Source organism: Plantactinospora endophytica, from assembly GCF_016862915.1.
GTDB lineage: Bacteria > Actinomycetota > Actinomycetes > Mycobacteriales > Micromonosporaceae > Plantactinospora > Plantactinospora endophytica.
In genome coordinates, this window is sequence record NZ_BONW01000021.1 from 458,364 (window position 1) to 477,928 (window position 19,565).

The window sequence follows — 19,565 nt, forward strand, 5'->3', positions numbered from 1 at the left end:
CTCGGCGGAGGTCGGCCGCTCGGCGGAGGCGGGTCGGTCGGTCACCGGCGAGGCGGCCGGTGGGACAGAGGTGGGCTCGTCGGCAGCCGGCGGAGCGGAGGCCGGTGGGGCAGAGGTGGGCTCGTCGGCAGCCGGCGGAGCGGAGGCCGGGGTCGTCCCGGGGCGGGCGGTGGCGGGGCGGGCCGGGCGGCGGGTGCGTACCGCCGGACCGGCCGACCGGTCCCCGGCCGCGCCCGGTGCGGCGGCCTTGAGCGCGGCGGTCTCCTCTTTGGCCGGCTCGCCGTTCGGGTCGTGCGCGGGCGGCGGCGGCACGGTCGCCATCCACTCCCCGAGGTGCTCCTTGTCGTGCAGCAGGTCCCGGATGTCGTACTCGGCGTACTCGAACTCCGGGGACCAGTAGAGCGCGTCGAAGGGGCAGACCTCGATGCAGATGCCGCAGTACATGCAGAGCGAGAAGTCGATGTCGAACCTGTCCAGCACGTTGCGCTGACGCGGCCGGGCCGCGCCGGGCACCGCCACCTCCTCCTTGTGGGAGTCGATGTAGATGCACCAGTCCGGGCACTCCCGGGCGCAGAGCATGCAGACGGTGCAGTTCTCCTCCAGCAGCGCGATCACGCCCCGGGACCGTGGCGGCAGGTCGGGGGCGACGTCCGGGTACTGCTGGGTGTGCGAGCGGCGGGTCATCGTCTTGAGGGTGACGGCGAGCCCCTTCGCCAACCCCTCGCCCGGGACGCTCATGCCGGCACTCCGCTCCGGACCCGGCCGTTCTGAGACTCGTCGGCGCTGAGCCCGCTGATTCGCTCGCTGCGCTCGCTCATGCGCCCATCCTGCCGTGTCAGCCGTTCCGGCGCGACCACCCCCGCCCAGTTGACGCGGTACGGTGGCTTCGGGTGATGTGAGCCAGCCCGGCACCGCGAGAGGGAAGTCGTGACCGCGGCCTTGAACGGTCCGTACCCGCCGGCGGGTGGGTGGACGACCGACGACCTCGACGCCATGCCCGACGACGGCCACCGCCGCGAACTTCTCGACGGACTCCTGATCATGCCGCCCTCCCCCACCGCGGCACACCAGACCATCGCCTGGCGGCTCGCCGCCGCTCTGGACGAGGACTGCCCCGACCAGTACGACGTCACCCAGGGCGTCGAGGTGCGGATCAGCCAGCGCCGCTCGTTCATCCCGGACGTGCTGGTCACCACCGCAGCCGCAGCCGCCCGCCGCACGGCGAGGTACGAGCCGCACGAGGTGGTGCTCGCCGTCGAGATCGTCTCCGAGGGCTCGCAGTCGATGGACCGGATTCTCAAACCGGCCCTGTACGGCAAGGCCGGAATTCCCTACTACTGGCGCATCGAGATCGATGACGGTCTGGTCGTACACACTCATCGGATCGACCCTGTCGAAGAGGTCTACGTCGAGACGGGCCGGTGGACGAAGTCCGTCGACGTCGGTGAACCCTGGCCGGTCAACCTGCCGATCAGCCGGCTGACCCCGCGCCACCTCTAGCTACCCCCGGCGCACCCGACGCCCGTCGCTACCTTCCAGGCGGGCTGCTCCCGGCTGGGCCGGTGTCCGTCCATCCCGGCTCGGATTGTCTCGTGCACCCCCGGTCCGATCCCTGCCACTGACCGGACAATGCCGGACCCGGACCGTCGACGACGGACACCGAGGGTGGGGTGGGGGCGGCGAAGGCTCGCACACTGCTCCCTGGAACGCCCTGCGGAAGGAATCCGGGTGACCTCTGGCGACATGGTCGAGGGTGCCGACCGCCCTATCGCACCCGATCCGGAGTGCGGGGCGGTCCACCCGGCCGACGGGCGCACCTGCGTACTGCCGCCCGGTCACCGCTGGGCGCACCGCGACGAGCAGATGAGGGGTTGGCGGTGGAACTCGACGCACGCGAGGCACTGATCCTCAGCGGTCATCTGGACGTCGCCGCGAGCGGCCAGCCGCTACCGCCCGAGGTTGTCTGGACACGCCTTGTCGAAACAATCCGGCTGCATCGGATGATCGGCGGATTGTGCCAGGCATGTGGCGAGCGGGCCGGTCCGGAGGGCCGGTGCTTCCGGAGCGCGGTGGCGGTGGAATGGTGCCGGCAAAACCCGCTGCCATTCACGGCGGTCTTACCCGACGACCGCCCGGCGGCGCACGGGTACCCGCCGGAGCAGTGAGGATCCGGGGTCTCGGAAGGGGATCGTCGCGGCAACGACGATTCCCTTCCCGGACCCCGCGAGCCTGTTGCCGAACCCGAAGTCCCGCCGCGATCCCGCCGCCCGGGCAGGGACGGCGCCCCGGGGCGGCGACGCGACGGTGGACGGCCGGGTCAGGCGATCGCGAGCTTGACCCCGGCGGTCAGCACGAGCTGGCCGAGCGCCACCGGTACCAGCACCAGCCAGCAGAGCCGCTGCAACTGGTCCTCACGCAGCCGGGGGTACGTCACCCGGAACCAGATGATCACGAACGAGACGGCGAACACCTTGATCAGCGTCCAGAGCCAGCCGAGGTAGTCGTCGCCGAACGGCCCCTGCCAGCCACCCAGGAAGAGCACCGTGGTCAGCGCGGCGATCACCACGATGCCGACGTACTCGGCCAGCAGGAAGAAGGCGAACCGGAGGCCGGTGTACTCGGTCATGTACCCGAAGACCAGCTCCGAGTCGGCGATCGGCATGTCGAACGGCGGGCGGCGGATCTCGGCGAGCCCGGCGACGAAGAAGACCACCATCGCCGGGGCCTGCCAGAGCAGCCACCACGGCTGCCACGCCTCGACGATGCCGGGCAGGCTCAACGTGCCGGCCGCCATCGCCACGCTCGCCGCCGCCAGCACCAGCGGCAGCTCGTAGCCGAGCAACTGGGCCGCGCCCCGGATCCCGCCGAGCAGGCTGTACTTGTTGGCCGACGCCCAGGCCGACATCAGTACCGCGACCACCCCGACGCCGACCACCGCCAGCACGAAGAAGAGCCCGATGTCCAGCGGCTGCCCGACCAGGTCGTTCGGCCCGAGCGGGATGACCAGCAGGGCCAGCAGGTACGGCACCAGCGCCACCACCGGGGCGAGCCGGAACACCGCCCGGTCCGCCTCGCGCGGCGTGACGTCCTCCTTCTGCACGAACTTGACGCCGTCGGCGATGAGTTGCGCCCAGCCGTGGAACCCGCCCGCGTACATCGGGCCGAGCCGGCCCTGCATGTGTGCCATCACCTTGTGCTCGGCCTGCCCGACGACCAGCGGCAGCACCAGGAACGCCGCGACCACCCCGACGACCCGGACCAGCAGCTCCAGCCAGAGCGGCATCAGGCACCTCCCCCGCTGCCCCCGGCCGCCCCGGACCCGTCGGCCCCGTCGGCCGGCGGTCGCGCGGCTGACCCGGTCTCTCCGGCCGGCCGGCCCGCGTCGGCCGCTGGGCCGGAGGTGGCGGCGGTTTCGTCAGCCGGCGGGGCGGAGGCGGGGGCGGTGTCGGCGGCCGGCGGCCCTGAGGCGGGGGCGGCCGGTGGACCCGAGGTGGGCGCGGTCGGCGTACCCGAGGTGGGCGCGGTCGGCGGACGCCTGGCCGGTCGGGTACGGGCCGGCGGGCCGGAGGCCGGCGCGGCGGAGACGGGCATGGACGCCGCCACCCCCCACTCGCCCGGCGCGGGTACGCCCGGCGGGCGCATCGCCTGTCGACGGGCGGTGCCGGCCTCGGACTCGCCCGGTTCCTTCGCACCCGGCCACGCCTTGGCCACCCGGGAGGCGAGCACGAACTCCTTGCGCAGCGGATGCCCCTCGAACTCCGGCGGCAGCAGCAGGGGCGCGAGGTCGGGATGACCGGCGAAGTCGATGCCGAACATCTCGTGCGTCTCCCGTTCGTGCCAGGCGGCACCGGGAAACAGGTCCACCACGGACCCGACCGAGGCCGCCTCCCGGGGTACCCGGGTCCGGAGCAGTACGCCGTGCCGGAGCGTGGTCGACCAGAGGTGCACCACCACGTCGAATCCCTCGGCCAGTTCGTCGACGGCGGAGAGCCAGTCGAAGAAGTCGCAGGCCAGCTCGCTGTCGTCCCGGGCCACCCGGACGGCGTCCCGCCACCTGCCGGACGGCACGTCCACGGTCGTCCGGGCGTACGCCTGGCCGCCGGACTGCCCGACGGTCACCTCCGCGTCCGCGAGCAGTGTGCCGAACCGGTCGCCGACCTGTTCCGGGGTCATGTCCGCGATCCTAGGGCCATCCATGGGCGGTACGCCGGGTCGCGGACCGGTTATTCGGCGACTCCGGGCCTGTCGGACCGGTCGCCGGGGAAGAATGACCAGGTGCGCGCGATTACCGTGACCCCGGGCCGGGCCGACTCCCTACGGCTGGCCGAGGACTTCCCGGAGCCGAGCCCCGACGAGGGCGCCGTCCTGGTGGAGGCGGTCGCGGTCGGCATCTGCGGCACCGACCGCGAGATCATCGACGGCCGGTACGGCGAGCCGCCACCCGGCGCCACCGAGCTGGTACTCGGACACGAGTCGCTGGGCCGGGTACTCGACGACCCGAGCGGCTCCCTCTCCCCCGGTGACCTGGTCGCCGGGATCGTCCGGCACCCCGACCCCGTACCGTGCTCGAACTGTGCGGCCGGCGAGTGGGACATGTGCCGCAACGGGCTCTACACCGAGCACGGCATCAAGTGCCTCCAGGGCTTCGCCCGGGACCGCTGGCGGATCCCGCCGAAGTACGCCGTACGCCTCGACCCGGAACTCGCCGGCCTCGGCATGCTGCTCGAACCGACCAGCGTCGTGGCGAAGGCGTGGGAGCACATCGAGCGGATCGGCGCCCGGGCCGCCTGGGAGCCGAAGACCGTACTCGTCGCCGGGGCCGGGCCGATCGGCCTGCTGGCCGCCCTGCTCGCCGCGCAGCGCGGCTACGAGGTGCACGTGCTGAACCGCTCGGCGAACGGCGAGAAGCCCGCCCTGGTGGAGGCGCTCGGCGGGCAGTTCCACACAGGTACCGTCCCCGAGTTGGGCATAGAGTTCGACATCGTGCTGGAGTGCACCGGCGTCCCGGCGGTGGTGCTGGACTCGATGTGTCAGGCGGCCCCGAACGGGATCGTCTGCCTGACCGGCGTCTCCTCCGGCGGCCGGACGATCGACTTCGACGCGGGCGCGCTCAACCGGGCGCTGGTGCTGGAGAACAACGTGGTCTTCGGCACGGTGAACGCGAACCGCCGGCACTGGGAACTCGCCGCCGACGCGCTGGCCGCCGCCGACCGGGACTGGCTGGCCAGGATGATCACCCGGCGGGTACCGGTGGAGCGGTATCTCGACGCCTACCAGCCGGAGCCGGACGACGTGAAGGTGGTCCTCGAATTCTCCGGCTGACCGCCGATGCCCCGGCCGCCGATCGCTGGCGCCGATCGGCTACCCGGCCAGGCCGAGCCGGGCCGTGCCGGCTCAGCCGGCATCGTCACCGCCGAGGGCGGTCACCGCGCCGGCCATCAGCCGGAGCAGTTCCTCGTCCCCCGTGACCTGTCCGCTGCCCCAACCGGTGTCCCGGGCGGTGTGTCGGCGCGGCCGGGCCTGCTCGGCCCGGAGCAGCGGCAGCGCGGCGGCGGCCGGGTGGCCGATCTCGGCCCAGATCTTCGCCACGTCCGACCGGGTGTACACGTTGCGGTCCCAGATCCGCGACAGCACCGGCAGCACCGCCCCGGCGTCGCCGGCCACCCGCCAGATCGCCCGGGCGGCCCGCAGGTGCAGCCACGTGTTCGGGTCCGGCTGCCGGAGCAGGTCCCGGAGCCGGGGCAGCCACCCGACGGCGGCCGGACCGATCTCGGCGACCACCTCGGCCGCGTCGGCGGCGTCGTAGCCGTCGCCGTCGAGGAACCGGCCGAGCACCGGCAGTACCGGCCCCGGATCCCCGGTGATCCGGTACAGCGCGGATCCGGCGGCGAGCGCCGGCCCGCGCTCCGGCGCGTCGAGCAGCGGCCGGAGCACCGGTACGGCCTCCTGGGCAGCCGGACCGAGTCGGCCGATCTCGCGGATCACCCACGGGTCGGTGGCCAGCGGCAACAGCTCGGGCAGGGCGGGCACACCCAGTGGGCCGAGCGCGCCGACCGCCCGGGCCAGCCCGCCACGCCGCTCCTGGAAGTCCCGGCTTTCCGGGGTGAGCCGCCGCAACTCTCGCCGGACCAGCGGCAGCAGCTCGACGGCGGCCGGGCCGAGCCCGCTCAGTACCGCGCCGACGTCCTTCGGTGGATCGTCCCGCTCCAGCGCCCACCGCAGCGGCGGCAGCGCCCGGAGGTCGCCGAGCCCGGCGAGCGCGGTGAGCGTGCCGCCGACCGTCGGTCCGTGACTCGGCCACACCATCAACCAGGCCGGCGGGCCGGCGGCACTGTCGTGCGGTTCCTCCCGCGCCGCGCCGGTCACCGCCTCGGCCAGCGCGTCGGCCGCCGGCCGGTTCAGCTCGCCGAGGTGTACGAGGGGCCGCGCGGCGGCCCGGGACAACTTCGGGTGCGGGTCGGCCAACTGCGCTGCGAGCAGTACGACCAGTTCCCGGTAGTCGCCCCGCCAGCCGTCGACGAGTTGAGCAGCGGCGGGCAGCGCGTCCAGCCTGCGTTCCCGGTCGGACCCGCGCAGCAGGGTGCCGACCAGCCGGAGCCGGTCCTCGACCCGGTCGCCGAGAGCCCGGCTCAGGCTGCCGACGGCCGGCCCGAGCCGTGGTCCCTGCCGACCGGCGTCGGCCTGTTCGCGCAGTTCGCGTACGGCGCCGAGCAGGGTGTCGGTGGAGAATCCGGCCGGCTCGGGCGGCGGAGCCGGTGTCTGGTACGCCCCGTCCAGCAGGGTCAGGGCCCGGGGCACCAGGTCGGCCGGCAGCAGGCTCGGCGCACCCGCGCTGACCGAGGTGAGCGCGGTCAGGCGCAGGGCCGGCGCGACCGAGCCGTCGTCGACCAGGTCCAGCAGCCAACCGGTGGCGGAACGCAACGTCGACTCGCCCACCCCGGGCAGGTGGCCGGCGGCGGCCCGGCGTACCAGGGTGCCGACGGTCTCGACCAGCGCGGTCCGGGCCTCGGGATCCGGCTCGGCGGGCAGTCGGTGCCGCAGCACGTCGAGTACCCGGGCCGCCTCGGCCCGGCACACCAGCATCGCCTCCGGCACCGCCCGACGTACCGCCGGATCGGGGTCGGTCAGCAGGTCGAGGAAGACCGGGAACCCGGCGGCCACCGCCGCGTGGGCGAGGCGGTAGTTCTCCGCCTCGTCCTCCTCGTCGTCGCCGTCGTCCTCACCGTCCTCGTCGTCGCCGTCCTCGTCGTCGCCGTCCTCACCGTCCTCGTCCTCGTAGGATCGGAGGAGTTCGTCCAGGTCGTCGACCTCGGCACCGCCGATGCTGGCCAGCAGCGTCACCACCGGTCCCCGGTCCGGGCCGCCGGGGCTGGTGGCCACCTCGAAGAGGTACGGCACGCAGGCGAGTGTGCAGGCGTAGACGTCGCCCTGGTGGTGCACGGCGCCGTACATGCCGTCGAGGGCGATCTCCCGGGTCGCCGGGTCGGCGGAGACCAGTCCCCGGAGCAGCTCCGGCACCTCCACCGCCGGCCCGTACGCGTGGGACATGCCAGCCCAGTCGATCTCGTCGAGTCCCGCGAACACGCCGCCCCGCCCCCGTTCCGGTCGCCGCCCCGCCGCTCGTCGGCGGAAACCCGGGCCGGAGCCTAACCACCCCGACCGACGGAATCGACTCGGCGGCGGTCCGGCTACAGTCCCGGCAGCCGGCCGTTGCGGAACAGGTCCACGAAGATCTGGTGGTCCTGCCGGGCCCGGTCGCCGTACGCGTGGGCGAAGTCGACCAGGTGCGCGACGAACCCGGCCTCGTCGGCGGCGACCGCCGCCACGATCGCCTCCTCGGTGGAGAAGTCGACCAGATCGTGGCTGGACTCGTCGTCCGCCACCGAGTGCATCCGGGCCACTGCCCGACCCAGGTCGCCGAGCACCCCGGCCAGTTCCTCCGGCTCGTTCACGTCCGACCAGTCCAGGTCGGCGGCGTACGGGGAGACCTCGGCGACGAGCTGGCCGTGCCCGTCCAGCTCGGTGAAGCCCAGCCACGGATCGGCGTGTGCCTGCAACGCCCGCTGCGACTCGGCCGTCCGGTGTCCCTGGTGCCGGAAGTAGCCGCGTACCCCCTCGTCGGTGACGTGCCGGGCCACCGCCGGCACCTGGGCGCGCTTCATGTAGATCACGACGTCGTTCTCCAGCGCCTGGGTGTGCCCCTCCAGCAGCAGGTTGTACGACGGCAGCCCGGCCGACCCGATCCCCACGCCCTTGCGCAGCACCACGTCCTTGATCTGCATGGTCACCGGACGGTGCTCGGCATTGACCGGCGGCAGCGTGTCCAGGTAGTGCTCGAACGCCGTCAGCACGGCATCCCGGACGTCCCGGTCGACCTCGTACACGCCCTCGCCGAGCGAGAACCGCCGCTCGTACTGGTCGACGGTGGTCTGCTGGGCGAGCAGGTCCACCCGGGTACGCAGCCGGGCCTGCTGGAGCACCCGGCGCAGTACCCCGTCGGCGTTGTCCAGCCGGATCGACCCGATCGCGTCGTCACCGCCGGCCGCGATCGCCCGCAGCTCGGTCAGGTACGCGGTGGCGAACCGGGTGACCAGGTCGCCGATGGCGTCGTCGGAGAGCGCCTTGCCGTACCCGAGCAGCGCCACGCTGGCCGCGAACCGCTTCAGGTCCCAGGAGAACGGCCCGACGTACGCCTCGTCGAAGTCGTTGACGTTGAAGACGAGCTGCCCCGAGCCGTTCATGTAGGTGCCGAAGTTCTCGGCGTGCAGGTCGCCGTGGATCCAGACCCGGCTGGTCCGGCCGTCGAGGAACCGGTCGTCGGCGAAGTCCTCGACGAGGTCGGCGTAGAAGACCGAGGCGCTGCCCCGGTAGAACGCGAAGGGCGACGCCGCCATCTTCCGGAACTTGCGCCGGAACGCGGCCGGGTCGACGGCCATCGACTCGCCGAACTCGGCGGTCAGCACGTCGACCAGCCACTCTGCCCGCCGGCCGGGGTTGGTTGCCATGATCGAAGGCTAGTTCCGGCCCGCCACCCCTGGCTGTGGTCCCGGTAACCGCCCCGCTGTGGCGCGGCTAACGGACCTGGTCCCGCGCGGCTGACGGCGCCGGTGCCGCACGGGCCGCGTCCAGGCCGGCTCCGAGCCGTGGATCAGCCGGCGCGGGATCGGCCGGCCCGCTCTGGCGCGGCTAACCTCCGGGCCGGGGCGCACACGTGCTGACCAGGTCCAACGCGACCGTCGTGGCGCGCCCGGCGGTCACCCCGACCGCGCTGGCGACGGCCGGTGCGCTGTTGCCGCCGGACGGTGCGCCGTACCAGCAGGTGCGGCCGGACTCGCCGTACTCGACGTACACCTGCTGGTCGCGGTGACCGGGCAGGGTGAACCGGCCGTCCGGGCCGGGGTACGCCGGTCCCGCCCCGGCGACGTCCCCGGTGCGGTGGTGGTAGGTCCAGACGTACCCGGCCCCGGTCGCGGCGCCGTCCTGGGCGACCGTGCCGGTCAGGGTGCCGCCGACCACCAGCCGGGCCGGCACCGTGGCGGTACCGTCGACGGGTACCCGGGTCGGCCGGGCGCCGAACCGGTCGGCCGCGTCGCCGGACCACTGCCAGGCGTACCCGCTGCCGACCGGCGGGACGAACTGCACCGGCCAGGAGTACGGGCCGAGTTCGTCGATCGTGTAGCGGCCGTCCGGTCCCGAGCAGTGCCGGCCGTGCCCGCTGCCCTGGTCGGGCCGGAACGCGTACGGGTAGGCGCATACCCCGGGCACCGGCGCACCCGTCACCGCGTCGGTGACGGTGCCGCTGATCGCCCCGGGCGGGTCCATCAGGATCGGCGGGATGGCGTCGGTCCGGCCGGCCCGGATCTGCAACAGGGAGGCGAGCCGCTGGTCGCCGGTACCGCCGCTCGGGGTGACCCACTGGGCGCCGTACCGCCGGGTGGTCCGGTCGTACGGGTCGTTCGCCCGGTACGCGTAGAGCTGCACGGCGGCCGAGCCGGTCAGCGGGCCGATCGCCAGCCAGCCCGTACCGTCGGAGCAGTAGCCGTCCTGGCCGGCGGACTGGCCGCCCCACCTCGGCGCCACCAGCCGGACGCAGACCCGGTCGAGCGGTCCGCCGCCGACCGCGTCCCGGACCGTGGTGGTCAGCCCGGCACCGGGTGCCAGCGCCAGTGTCAGTCCGGTGACCGCGCCCCGGGTCACCTCGACAGGTGCCGGCTCGGCGGGCGGGAAGTGCGAGGGCGCGGCGGTGACGGCCACCGTCCAGCGGCCGGGCGGGACCTGACCGAGCCGGACCAGCCCGGCGGCGCCGCAGCTCTCCAGCGTCCGCGCGGTGGTCTCGATCCGGGCGCACGGCCGGGGTACGGCCGCCCCGGTCGCCCGGTCGGTGAGCCGGACCTCGACGGTGCCGAGCGGCAGCCAGTCCTCGTCCAGGGTAAGCACCTCGGCGTCGGCCAGTGGATAGGTGCCGGCGCCCGCCCGGCTCTCCTGGCCGGGCAGCCACTGGGTGCCGTACAGGTCGTTGAAGATCGAGACCTGGTAGCGCCCCGGCGCCAGGTTGCGGATCTCGTACCGACCGTCCCCGGCCGCCGTGGCGTACGCCAGCGCGTGCCAGTCCCGGTCGACGGCCCAGACGCCGACCGTGGCGTCGGTCGGGGCTCCGGCCGCGTCCACCACCCGGCCCCGTGCGATGCCGGCACCGAGGCCGACCAGCACGTCCCGCCGCTCCATGGCGCTGTCGGGCAGGTAGACGGTTTCGGCGTTCGGGTAGTCCGGGGCGTCGGGCCACCAGTGCGTGCGGTAGCCGGACGCGGTCACCCGGACCCGGTAGCCGAGTTCGGTCGGCACCCCGGCGATGGTGTACCGGCCGGCGGCGTCCGTGCAGAAGGTCGCCTGTTCCTCGGTCTCGCCGCGCAGCAGGGCGAGGCAGGCGCCGGCCACCGGCCGACCGTCCTCGTTGCTGACCGTCCCGGTGTAGCCGGCCGACGGCGAGGTCACCGTCGGTACGGCCGCCGCCGGTACGGCTGGCAGGCCGAGGACCACTGCCAGCACTCCAGCCCCACCCGTTACCCAACGCACTCCCATGAGCCGGGAGAGTAATCACCAAAACGGCCTCGACGGGCCTCAATCGGTCAACCTGCGAATTCCGGCAGATCAGGCACTTATCGGTACCGATGCGTGGCTCGGTCGGGCCTCAGCGATCGGCGGCCGGCGGTCGTACCGGTGGCGCGGTCAGCGACGCGGCGCTGCGCGGGGACGGCGCGTCGGGCCGGTCGACCGGCGACGCCAGCTCGTCGGGGCGGGCCCCCCCGCCGATGCCGGAGCGCTCGGCAGCGATCTTCTCCTGCAACCGCAGGATCCCGTGCAGCAGCGCCTCCGGGCGGGGCGGGCAGCCCGGCACGTACACGTCGACCGGGATGATCTGGTCGACGCCCTTGGTCACCGAGTACGAGTCCCAGTACGGGCCGCCGCAGTTCGAGCAGGCGCCGAACGAGATGACGTACTTCGGTTCGGGCATCTGGTCGTAGAGCCGCTTGATCGCCGGGGCCATCTTGTCGGTGACCGTTCCGGAGACCACCATCAGGTCGGCCTGGCGCGGACCGTGCGCGAACGGGATCACGCCGAGCCGGATGAAGTCGTGCCGGCCCATGCTGGTCGCGATGAACTCGATCGCGCAGCAGGCCAGCCCGAAGTTGAAGACCCAGAGCGAGTAGCGCCGGCCCCAGTTGAGCACGAACCGGATCGGTTCACCGAGCACCGCGGGTAGCTGCACGGCCGGCCTCCTTCCCCGTCGCCCACCCGACAGTGAACCACAGGACCGGGGACCGCAGGACCGGCGCCGACCGGGTGATCCCACCCGGACTAACCGGCCTTCGGCAGCATCCCCAGCATCTGGTCGATCTGGGCGGTCCGGGACACGTCGATCCGCCGGGCCAGTTCGCGTACCTCCGGGTGCACGCCGGACTTGGTCTCCATCCGGGCCAGTTCGACGGCGCTGTGCTGGTGTCCGATCAGCAGGTTGAGAAAGTCGGTCTCGAAGGCCGTGCCGCTGCTCTTGGAGAGTGCCGTGAGCTGCGCCGGCCCGAGTACCGGCAGGCCGCCGTGCTCGGCGTGCACGTTCGCGTCCGGGTCCGCCGAGGTGGTCCGGCCCCAGCCGGTCAGCCAGTCCCGCATGGTCCGCTGCTCGGACTCCTGGGTGACGTCGATCGCGGCGGCGAGGATCTTCAACTCCTCCCGCTCCGCCCGCTCGGGCGCCAGCCGGACCAGCGCCAGCCCCTGGCCGTGCGAGGTCACCATCATCTGCAGGAACATCACGTCGGTGTCGTTGAACTCGCCGCTCGGCGCGGTCGCCGCCGGGGCGGCTCCGGTCGGGGTGGCGCCGGGCGGGGGCGGGGCCGGGGCCGCGACCGGGACACCGGTCCCGGCCGGACCGGGCGCGCAGCCGCCGAGCAGCACCAGCGTCGCGACGATCAGGGTACGGCGGAAGCGGTTCATGCCCTCGTCTCCAGGTACGGCCCGGCAGCGGACCTGTGGCGGATACGGACCCGCAGGGGGTACGGGTCCGTATCCGCGACGGGTACGTCCCGCCGGGGTGGCGTCAGACGCGTTGCCAGAGCGCCGGGACGTTCGGCGGTTCCCAGCCGGCGATGGCGGTGTGCGGCTGGAGGCAGCGGTACGTCGCGCCGCCGTAGGTCACCTGGCTGCCGACCTGGTACGCCGTACCGGCCCGCCAGGTTCCGCCGGCCGGCGGCGGTGCGGTGGTGGGCGGCGGGGTGGTCGGGTTGTTCGTCCGGGTGGGGGTGGGGTTCGGGTTGGGGTTGCCTCCACCGCCGCCGATCTGGAGGTCGACGCAGACGTAGAAGGCGTTCGCGGTGTCGGCGACGTTCCAGACCGCCAGCAGCTTCTGCCGGCCGCTCCGGCCGCCCATGTTGACGGTGTGCTGGACGGTCGCGCCGGGCTGGCGACCACCGTCGTCGAAGACGGCGATCCGGGAGCCGCCGATGTAGTACTCCCAGAGGCTGGTGGCGTGCCGGGCGGTCAGTACCCAGTTGAAGTTGACCGTCTGCCCGACCGAGGTGGCCGGCCAGGGCCGGCTGTCGTCGTTGAGCACCGCGAAGTGCCCGATGTTGGCGTGGCAGTTGCGCAGCCCCTTCGGGCCCTCGACACTCTGCGGCTCCCACTGGATCTGACCGCAGTCGAACGACACCGCCCGCTGCGCACAGAGGGCCTGACGGCTCGGCGGCGACGAGATGTACCCGTGCGCCTGGGCGGCCTGCGGGGCCACGAGGAGGGCGGAGAGGACGGTCGCCACCGTCGTCACCGCCAGGACCACGGTTCTTCGCATCGTGGGCTCCTTACTTCATCGGGAAGGTCTCCTCAACATAAAAGAAAGATTCTTAACAGTAAATACCCACCGGCAACATTCGTCGATGGATTGCCGGCAACCCGGGTCACCCGCCGACCCGGCGACCGGCGTCCCCCGGCCCGGTTGCGAGGTGTCGGCCAGCCGACAGGAACCGGGGTGCAACCGGTCTCCGGGGATCGACGTGTCTTGCCCGCAACAGGGAACGGGGGGACCGACCGCCCGTCCAATGTGGAATTGGAGGACAGTCATGAGCAGCAACAGGACCCGCCGGTTGACCGCCGGTGTACTCGGTGCCGCGACCGCCGTCGCCACTCTCGCCATGGCGCCGGCCGCGCAGGCCGCGCCCCGGGACGGCCTGCTGCCGCAGCAGCGGGACACCTCGGTCACCGTCGGCCGGCTGGTGCTCGAACCGACCGACCGGGGCTACCGGGGCAGCGTGCCGCTGACGATCTCCTACCGGGGCACCGGGACGGCGGACCTGTCGGTGAGCATCGTCGAGCCGGTCGCCGGCGCCTTCGAGGACATCGACTTCGGCATGCCCTGCTTCTACGGGGAGCGGCCGGGCGAGCTGCGCCGGAACATCGACTGCTGGGACCAGATCCAGGGCGGCGACCACCGTACGCACACCATCGAGTTCGAGGTGCTGACCGAGACCCAGGCGTACGCGATGTCGGCGGCCGGCGGCGCGGTCACCGTGACCACCACCGACTCCCAGCCGCTCACCATCACCAAGGGCTTCGACACGGTGTTCCGGTCCACCACCGGCTCGCTGCGCAACCCGAGGCCCTACGTGCAGGACACCCAGACCGACGCGTCGGTCGCCGCCGGCTCGGCCACCCTGGTACGCCAGCCGGACGGCAGCTACCTCGGCCGGCTCCCGGTCACCGTCCGGTACGAGGGCGACGCCCCGCACGACGGTCTCCAGCTCGAATCGGTGCTGCCGGCCGGGGTGCAGCTCGACAGCATCGAGCCCTCGGACGTCTGCGCCTACCCGTGGTGCTCGGTCCCGGGCGGCGAGTTCATGCAGGGCGAGGAGCGTTCGGTGGAGCTGGTGTTCACCGCACCGGTCGGCACCACCGCCGGTGACCTCGGTACCGGCTCCGTGGTGCTGCACAGCAGCTACTTCACCGAGGTGTCCGATGTGGACCCCTCCGACAACACGACCGGATTCACCATCACCGCCGTTGACGGCGCTGCCTAGTATGACGGTCGTCGACGCCCGGCCCCTGGCACTCCAGGGGCCGGGCGGCTCCGTCGTAACCCGGCCGGTCACCCGCCCGGCGGGCACGCGGAACGCTCACGGGGAGACGAATGTGCAGGCTGAGGAGTTGGCGCCACGGTTCGACGACGTCTACCGGGCCCACTTCCAGACCCTCGTGGTCCAGCTCTACGCGTACGTCGGGGACATGACCGAGGCGCAGGACCTGGTGCAGGAGGCGTTCAGCCGCGCCTGGCCACGGTGGGACAAGATCGCCCAGTACGACGACCCGGTCGCCTGGGTCCGCCGGGTCGCCTGGAACACCGCCACCAGCCGGTGGCGCCGACTGCGTACCGCCCGGAAATACCTGGAACGGCAACGGCCGGAGAACGTACCCGGACCCGGCCCGGACCGGGTGGCCCTGGCGGCGGCGCTGGCGACCCTGCCGGCGAACCAGCGCCGGGCCGTGGTGCTGCACCACATGGCGGACCTGTCGATCAACGAGATCGCCCTGGAGTGCGAGGTCGCGCCCGGCACCGTCAAGTCCTGGCTGCACCGGGCGCGGATCGCGCTCGCCGCCCGGCTGGGCGAGACTGGTGCCGATCGCCCGGCCAGCGCCGGGACCGGCCCGAAACCGCCGGAGCCGACCAGCCGGATGGAGGTGATCTGACGTGGACGAGCTGGACCCGAACACGATCCGGCGACTCGACGCGGCGTTCGCCGACCTCCGCAGCGACGCGCTCGACCGGGTCGTCGAGCCCAACCCGGACGCCCCCCGGCGGATCGCCTACCGGCGTACCCGCAACCGGGTCACCGCCGCCGGAACGCTCGCCGTGGCGGTGGTGGCCGGCAGCGTGATCGGCATCCTCGGCACCAACGGCACCGGACCGCCCGACCCGCCGGTCGCCAGCACCCCGAGCCACACCGCCGGGCCGGAGACCATTGCGCCGTCCGCTTCGCCGTCCGGCTCGCCGTCGGCCACCCCGTCGGGTTCGCCGTCCCCGGGCGCTAGCGGCACGCCGAGCGGTACGCCCAGCCCGACGGCACCGCGCAACACCCCGGCCAATCCGGCGCCGACCCGCCCGGACCCCGGCCAGGCCCCGGAACCGGACGAGCCGGACCGGCCGACGGACCTGGTCTTGACCGGCCCGGCCGAGGTGACCCTCACCCCGTCCAACGGCAGGTACGCCGGCACCCTCCAGATCGTGGTCCGCAACCGGGGCGAGCAGCCGTACGACGCGAACGGGCTGACCATGGTGGAGCCGCTGGAGGTGGAGACCCGGTTCGACGACAGCGAGTTCGGCGGCTGCTTCTTCACCGACCAGGACAGCCGGACCCGCACCTCGGAGTGCACCGGCTTCAGCCGGGTCCCGTCCGGCGGTTCACAGACCAGCACCTTCGCGATCACCGTCGACGTGGCGCCGACGCCCGGCACCCGGACGATCGACGGCTACCGACTGACCATACGCAGCAACCTCGACGGCAGGTTCCTGACCGACGAGACTCCCGGCAACAACACCATCACGGTACGGCTGCGGCTGACCGGCGGCTGACCGACCGGCTCCCGTCGGTCGGCTCGGCCAGCCGGTGGCCCGCTCACCGGCCCGCCCCGTCGGTCGGCTCGGCCCGGTCGTCCGCTCACCAGCCGGGGCGCTGGAGCAGGCCGAGGAACTCGGCGAGCAGCCGTTCCCGGACCGGGATCGGTGCGGCGTCGAGCAGGGTGTTCACCGGCGCCATCCGCTCCGGCGGCCGGCCGGCGGCGGCCGGGTCCAGGCCCAGCCCGCCGGCCACCCCGGCGACGAGTTCCGGGGTGAGCTGCTCCGGAGTCAGCGCGCCGAGCGTGCCCAGCAGTTCGGCAGGCAACTCCACCGGCCCGAGCCGTCGGGCGTCCGCCACCGCCGTCCGCAGGTCCGCGCCGAACTCCGCCACCCGGGGCGCCACCGAGGCGGTCACCGAGAGGTGGATGTTGGCCGGCAGGCCGCCGTACGACAACTGGGGCTGGGTGTGCCAGCCGCGCCGGGTCAGCTCGTCGGCCAGGACGAAGAGGCTCAGCCCCGGGTCGGTACTGGTGAAGCAGACCACCGTCGACTCCGGCTCGGCGACCAGCCGCAGACCGTCCACTTCGGAGACGGCGCCGGCCAGTCCGCGTACCGCCGTCAGGGCCTGCTCGGCCAGGGTCAGGTAACCGGCGTCGCCGAGGTGCCGCAGGGTGGCGTACGCGGCGGCGATCGGGCCGCCGGAGCGGGTGGACGAGATCACCGGATTGACCATGGTGTAGCCGGGCCAGCCGGCGAAGGCGAAGTACTGCGACCGGCGCAGTTCCGGATCGCGGTGCAGCAGCACGGAGACGCCCTTCGGCGCGTACGCGTACTTGTGCAGGTCCACCGAGATCGAGGTGACCCCGGGCAGCGTGAAGTCGAACGGCGGCACCGGCACACCGAGCCGGCGCAGGTACGGCAGCGTCCAGCCGCCGAAGCAGGCGTCCACATGACAGCGCACCCCGGCCGTGGCGGCCACCTCGGCAATCTCGGCGACCGGGTCCACCACCCCGTACGGGTACGACGGCGCCGAGCAGGCGACCAGTACGGTCTCCGGGCCGATCGCGGCGCCGACGTCCCCGGGCGCGGGGCGCAGCGTCTCCGGCGACACCGGCACCTGGTCCAGGACGACCCCGAGGTAGTGCGCCGCCTTGGCGAACGCGGCGTGCCCGCTGGTCGGCACCACCAGCCGGGGCCGGGCCACCTCGGGGCGGGCGTCCCGGGCCGCCTTGACGGCCAGGATCAGCGACTCGGTGCCGCCGCCGGTGACACTGCCGACGACCCCCGGCGCCGCCGTGCCCGGCCCGCCGCCGAGCAGTTGGGCAGCCGCGCCGACGAGTGCGTTCTCCAACGCCAGCAGGGACGGGAACGCGGTCGGGTCCAGCCCGTTGACGTGCGCCGACAGCGCGTACGCCGCGTTCGCCAACTCGTCCAGCCCCGGCACGGCCGAGTCGTAGACGTAGGCGAAGAGCCGGCCACCGTGCGTCGGCAGGTCCGCGGCGCGCAGGTCGCGAAGTTCGGCCAGCACCTTGTCTGCGGGTACGCCCTCCGCCGGTAACGCCTCGATCATGGCGGCCACCGTAACAGTCGAAACATGGCGTACGAGCCCGTCAAACACGCAGACCACGGCACGGTTCCCTGCCGTCGTCGCGGAGATTCGCGCGGGGGTGGCGGGCTGAAGGCCGAAGCGGGACGGTCAGCGTTCCCGGACGTACACCCCGACGCCGGGCAGCGTCTCCGTGATGCCCTTGGCGCGAAGGTTCTGCATGGCCCGGTCGATCACCGGCTCCGTAACGCCGTAGTGCTCGATCAACTCCCGTCGGCTGGGCAGCCTGGAACCGGGCGGGAACTCTCCCGCCTCGATCCGTTTCTCCAGGTCATCGGCTATTTCCTCATAGCGGTAGCGCGGTGGCACGGTGATCCCTCCGGTCGGCACCTCTAGGGAATCACCAGAGGGAAGCATCGACTACCCACCGGGAGGTGCTGGGCCGCCAGGGTGGCGTACGACCGGCTTGCCACCGACTGGCGGAAGTGACCCCGCTACCGCTCGGTACCGGGATCCGACGCGGCGGCGAGCCGTTCCGGGGTGAGGTCGTAGTTGCGCATGGCGAGCAGGGCGAGCCCGACCAGCAGGGCGGGCAGCACGGAGAAGCCGATCAGCACCCCGGCGCGGGCGGTACCGGACTGGGCCGCCGCCTCACCGGTCGACGAGGAGACGTATCCGGACAGTTGCAGCACCAGGCCGTAGATGCCCGGCCCGAGGGCCAGCCCGAAGGTCTCGCCGGCCGTCCACACCCCGGTGAAGACTCCCGCCTGGCGGCGGCCGGTACGCGCGGTGTCGTACGCGACGCAGTCCGGCATCATCGCCATCCCGAAGACCTGCTGACCGGCGTACCCGCAGCCGATCGCCGCGACGACCAGGTAGACCGCCGGGGCCGGCAGTACCGGCGCGGCGGCCAGGGCCAGCGCGCCGGCCGCGAAGAGCAGCGACGCGTACGCGAACGCCCGGGGCTTGCCCAGCCGGGCACCGGCCCGGCTCCACAGCGGCATCACCAGCAGTGCCGGCCCGACGAAGCAGCCGAAGAGCAGCGTCGGCCCGGTCTCCGGATCGCGCAGCACATGTTCGGCGAAGTAGTTGACCCCGGCCAGCACGGTCGCGATGCCGGCCGCCTGGATCACGAAACAGATCAGCAGCAGCCGGAACGGCCGGTTGGCGGCGACGATCGCGAGCTGGGCCCGCAGGCTCGGTTCGCTGGCCACCACCGTTCCGGTCGGGGCGGCCCGGGTGCCGAGGAACGCGCCGACCGCACCGACCACGATCAGCACCGCCACGAAGAGTCCCAGCCAGCGGTGCCCGGCCACCCCGTCGCCACCGGCGGTCACCACCACCGGGGCGAGCGCGCCGGAGACCAGGATGGCCAGCGCGAGTACCGCGATCCGCCAGGTCATCAGCCGGGTCCGCTCGGTGTAGTCGTCGGTCAGCTCGGCCGGCATGGCGACGTACGGGACCTGGAAGAAGGCGAACGCGGTCGCGGTGAGCAGGAACGCCACCGCGACGTAGCCGGCGGCGGCCGGGCCGGGCGGGAACGGTGCCGCGAAGATGGCGGCGAAGAGGACGGCGAGGCCGAGCCCACCGCCGAGCAGGTACGGCCGGCGGGCGCCCCAGCGCGACCGGGTCCGGTCGGAGATCCGGCCGGCGACCGGGTTCACCAGCACGTCCCAGGCTTTCGGCAGCAGCACCAGCAGGGCGGCCAGCCCGGCGGCCACGCCCAGGGTGTCGGTCAGGTACGGCAGCAGCACCAGCCCGGGTACCGTGCCGAAGGCGCCGGTGGCCAGCGAACCGAGGGCGTACCCGGCGTGCACCCGGCGCGGCAACCCAGGGGTTTCGGCGGAATCGGCGGAACCGGCGCGGGTGTCGGGCACGACGTCCATGGCCCGGGAACGTACGCGAGAGTGGCCGGTCGACGTA

The 19,565-nt window shown here is 73.2% G+C and carries 17 protein-coding genes and 2 pseudogenes; 7 read left to right on the forward strand and 12 right to left on the reverse strand.

The window, feature by feature from the left end:
* Nucleotides 1-129 precede the first annotated feature (129 nt).
* A pseudogene (locus Pen02_RS23105) lies at nucleotides 130-738 on the reverse strand (NuoI/complex I 23 kDa subunit family protein); the annotation flags it as partial.
* Nucleotides 739-927: 189 nt separating this feature from the next.
* Here Pen02_RS23105 and Pen02_RS23110 point away from each other — a divergent pair.
* From Pen02_RS23110 to Pen02_RS23120, 3 genes are all read left to right on the forward strand, one after another.
* Entirely contained in the window at nucleotides 928-1,500 is a 573-nt protein-coding gene (locus Pen02_RS23110; RefSeq protein WP_203868143.1) for a Uma2 family endonuclease, read from the forward strand.
* Between the two features lie 228 nt (nucleotides 1,501-1,728).
* Nucleotides 1,729-1,905 carry a hypothetical protein gene (locus Pen02_RS23115; protein WP_203868144.1) on the forward strand — a complete coding sequence of 59 codons (177 nt, stop codon included), beginning with the start codon at nucleotides 1,729-1,731 and terminating at the stop codon, nucleotides 1,903-1,905.
* Nucleotides 1,878-2,165: a hypothetical protein gene (locus Pen02_RS23120; RefSeq protein WP_203868145.1), complete on the forward strand. Its 288-nt coding sequence runs from the start codon at nucleotides 1,878-1,880 to the stop codon at nucleotides 2,163-2,165. Before Pen02_RS23115 ends, Pen02_RS23120 begins: the two co-directional genes overlap by 28 nt.
* 152 nt (nucleotides 2,166-2,317) lie before the next feature.
* Here Pen02_RS23120 and nuoH read toward each other — a convergent pair whose 3' ends face one another.
* The gene (gene nuoH / locus Pen02_RS23125) at nucleotides 2,318-3,283 is read right to left on the reverse strand and encodes an NADH-quinone oxidoreductase subunit NuoH (protein ID WP_203868146.1); all 966 of its coding nucleotides are present in this window, start codon (nucleotides 3,281-3,283) and stop codon (nucleotides 2,318-2,320) included.
* 284 nt (nucleotides 3,284-3,567) lie between these two features.
* Nucleotides 3,568-4,173, reverse strand: a pseudogene (locus tag Pen02_RS23130) (NADH-quinone oxidoreductase subunit C); the annotation flags it as partial.
* Between the two features lie 102 nt (nucleotides 4,174-4,275).
* Between Pen02_RS23130 and Pen02_RS23135 the strand changes: the two are divergent.
* Complete coding sequence (locus Pen02_RS23135) at nucleotides 4,276-5,322, forward strand: glucose 1-dehydrogenase (protein ID WP_203868148.1); 1,047 nt, start codon at nucleotides 4,276-4,278, stop codon at nucleotides 5,320-5,322.
* Nucleotides 5,323-5,394: 72 nt separating this feature from the next.
* On the opposite strand, the gene Pen02_RS23140 is transcribed toward Pen02_RS23135, so the two are convergent.
* The 6 genes from Pen02_RS23140 to Pen02_RS23165 form a co-directional block, all read right to left on the reverse strand.
* Nucleotides 5,395-7,584, reverse strand: coding sequence for an amino acid adenylation domain-containing protein (locus tag Pen02_RS23140; protein WP_203868149.1), 2,190 nt, complete (start codon nucleotides 7,582-7,584; stop codon nucleotides 5,395-5,397).
* Between the two features lie 104 nt (nucleotides 7,585-7,688).
* Complete coding sequence (locus Pen02_RS23145) at nucleotides 7,689-9,005, reverse strand: DUF2252 domain-containing protein (RefSeq protein WP_203868150.1); 1,317 nt, start codon at nucleotides 9,003-9,005, stop codon at nucleotides 7,689-7,691.
* A 181-nt stretch (nucleotides 9,006-9,186) separates the two neighbouring features.
* Nucleotides 9,187-11,046 carry a carboxypeptidase-like regulatory domain-containing protein gene (locus Pen02_RS23150; RefSeq protein WP_203868151.1) on the reverse strand — a complete coding sequence of 620 codons (1,860 nt, stop codon included), beginning with the start codon at nucleotides 11,044-11,046 and terminating at the stop codon, nucleotides 9,187-9,189.
* A 142-nt stretch (nucleotides 11,047-11,188) separates the two neighbouring features.
* Nucleotides 11,189-11,767: an NADH-quinone oxidoreductase subunit B gene (locus tag Pen02_RS23155; RefSeq protein WP_203868152.1), complete on the reverse strand. Its 579-nt coding sequence runs from the start codon at nucleotides 11,765-11,767 to the stop codon at nucleotides 11,189-11,191.
* Nucleotides 11,768-11,856: 89 nt separating this feature from the next.
* On the reverse strand, nucleotides 11,857-12,489 hold the full coding sequence (locus Pen02_RS23160) for a DUF305 domain-containing protein (protein ID WP_203868153.1): 633 nt from the start codon (nucleotides 12,487-12,489) through the stop codon (nucleotides 11,857-11,859).
* 103 nt (nucleotides 12,490-12,592) lie between these two features.
* The gene (locus Pen02_RS23165) at nucleotides 12,593-13,339 is read right to left on the reverse strand and encodes a lytic polysaccharide monooxygenase (protein ID WP_203868154.1); all 747 of its coding nucleotides are present in this window, start codon (nucleotides 13,337-13,339) and stop codon (nucleotides 12,593-12,595) included.
* 268 nt (nucleotides 13,340-13,607) lie between these two features.
* Between Pen02_RS23165 and Pen02_RS23170 the strand changes: the two genes are divergently transcribed.
* From Pen02_RS23170 to Pen02_RS23180, 3 genes are all read left to right on the forward strand, one after another.
* Nucleotides 13,608-14,561, forward strand: a complete 954-nt coding sequence (locus tag Pen02_RS23170; protein WP_203868155.1) for a hypothetical protein — start codon at nucleotides 13,608-13,610, stop codon at nucleotides 14,559-14,561.
* A 112-nt stretch (nucleotides 14,562-14,673) separates the two neighbouring features.
* Complete coding sequence (locus tag Pen02_RS23175) at nucleotides 14,674-15,228, forward strand: SigE family RNA polymerase sigma factor (RefSeq protein ID WP_239141106.1); 555 nt, start codon at nucleotides 14,674-14,676, stop codon at nucleotides 15,226-15,228.
* A gap of 1 nt (nucleotide 15,229) precedes the next feature.
* Entirely contained in the window at nucleotides 15,230-16,111 is an 882-nt protein-coding gene (locus Pen02_RS23180) for a hypothetical protein (RefSeq protein ID WP_203868157.1), read from the forward strand.
* 85 nt (nucleotides 16,112-16,196) lie between these two features.
* On the opposite strand, the gene Pen02_RS23185 is transcribed toward Pen02_RS23180, so the two are convergent.
* From Pen02_RS23185 to Pen02_RS23195, 3 genes are all read right to left on the reverse strand, one after another.
* On the reverse strand, nucleotides 16,197-17,666 hold the full coding sequence (locus Pen02_RS23185; protein ID WP_203868158.1) for a pyridoxal phosphate-dependent decarboxylase family protein: 1,470 nt from the start codon (nucleotides 17,664-17,666) through the stop codon (nucleotides 16,197-16,199).
* 126 nt (nucleotides 17,667-17,792) lie between these two features.
* Nucleotides 17,793-18,059, reverse strand: a complete 267-nt coding sequence (locus Pen02_RS23190) for a winged helix-turn-helix domain-containing protein (protein ID WP_203868159.1) — start codon at nucleotides 18,057-18,059, stop codon at nucleotides 17,793-17,795.
* 77 nt (nucleotides 18,060-18,136) lie between these two features.
* Nucleotides 18,137-19,528 (reverse strand): MFS transporter, encoded by a 1,392-nt coding sequence (locus Pen02_RS23195; RefSeq protein WP_203868160.1) that lies wholly within the window; start codon nucleotides 19,526-19,528, stop codon nucleotides 18,137-18,139.
* Between the last annotated feature and the right edge of the window lie 37 nt (nucleotides 19,529-19,565).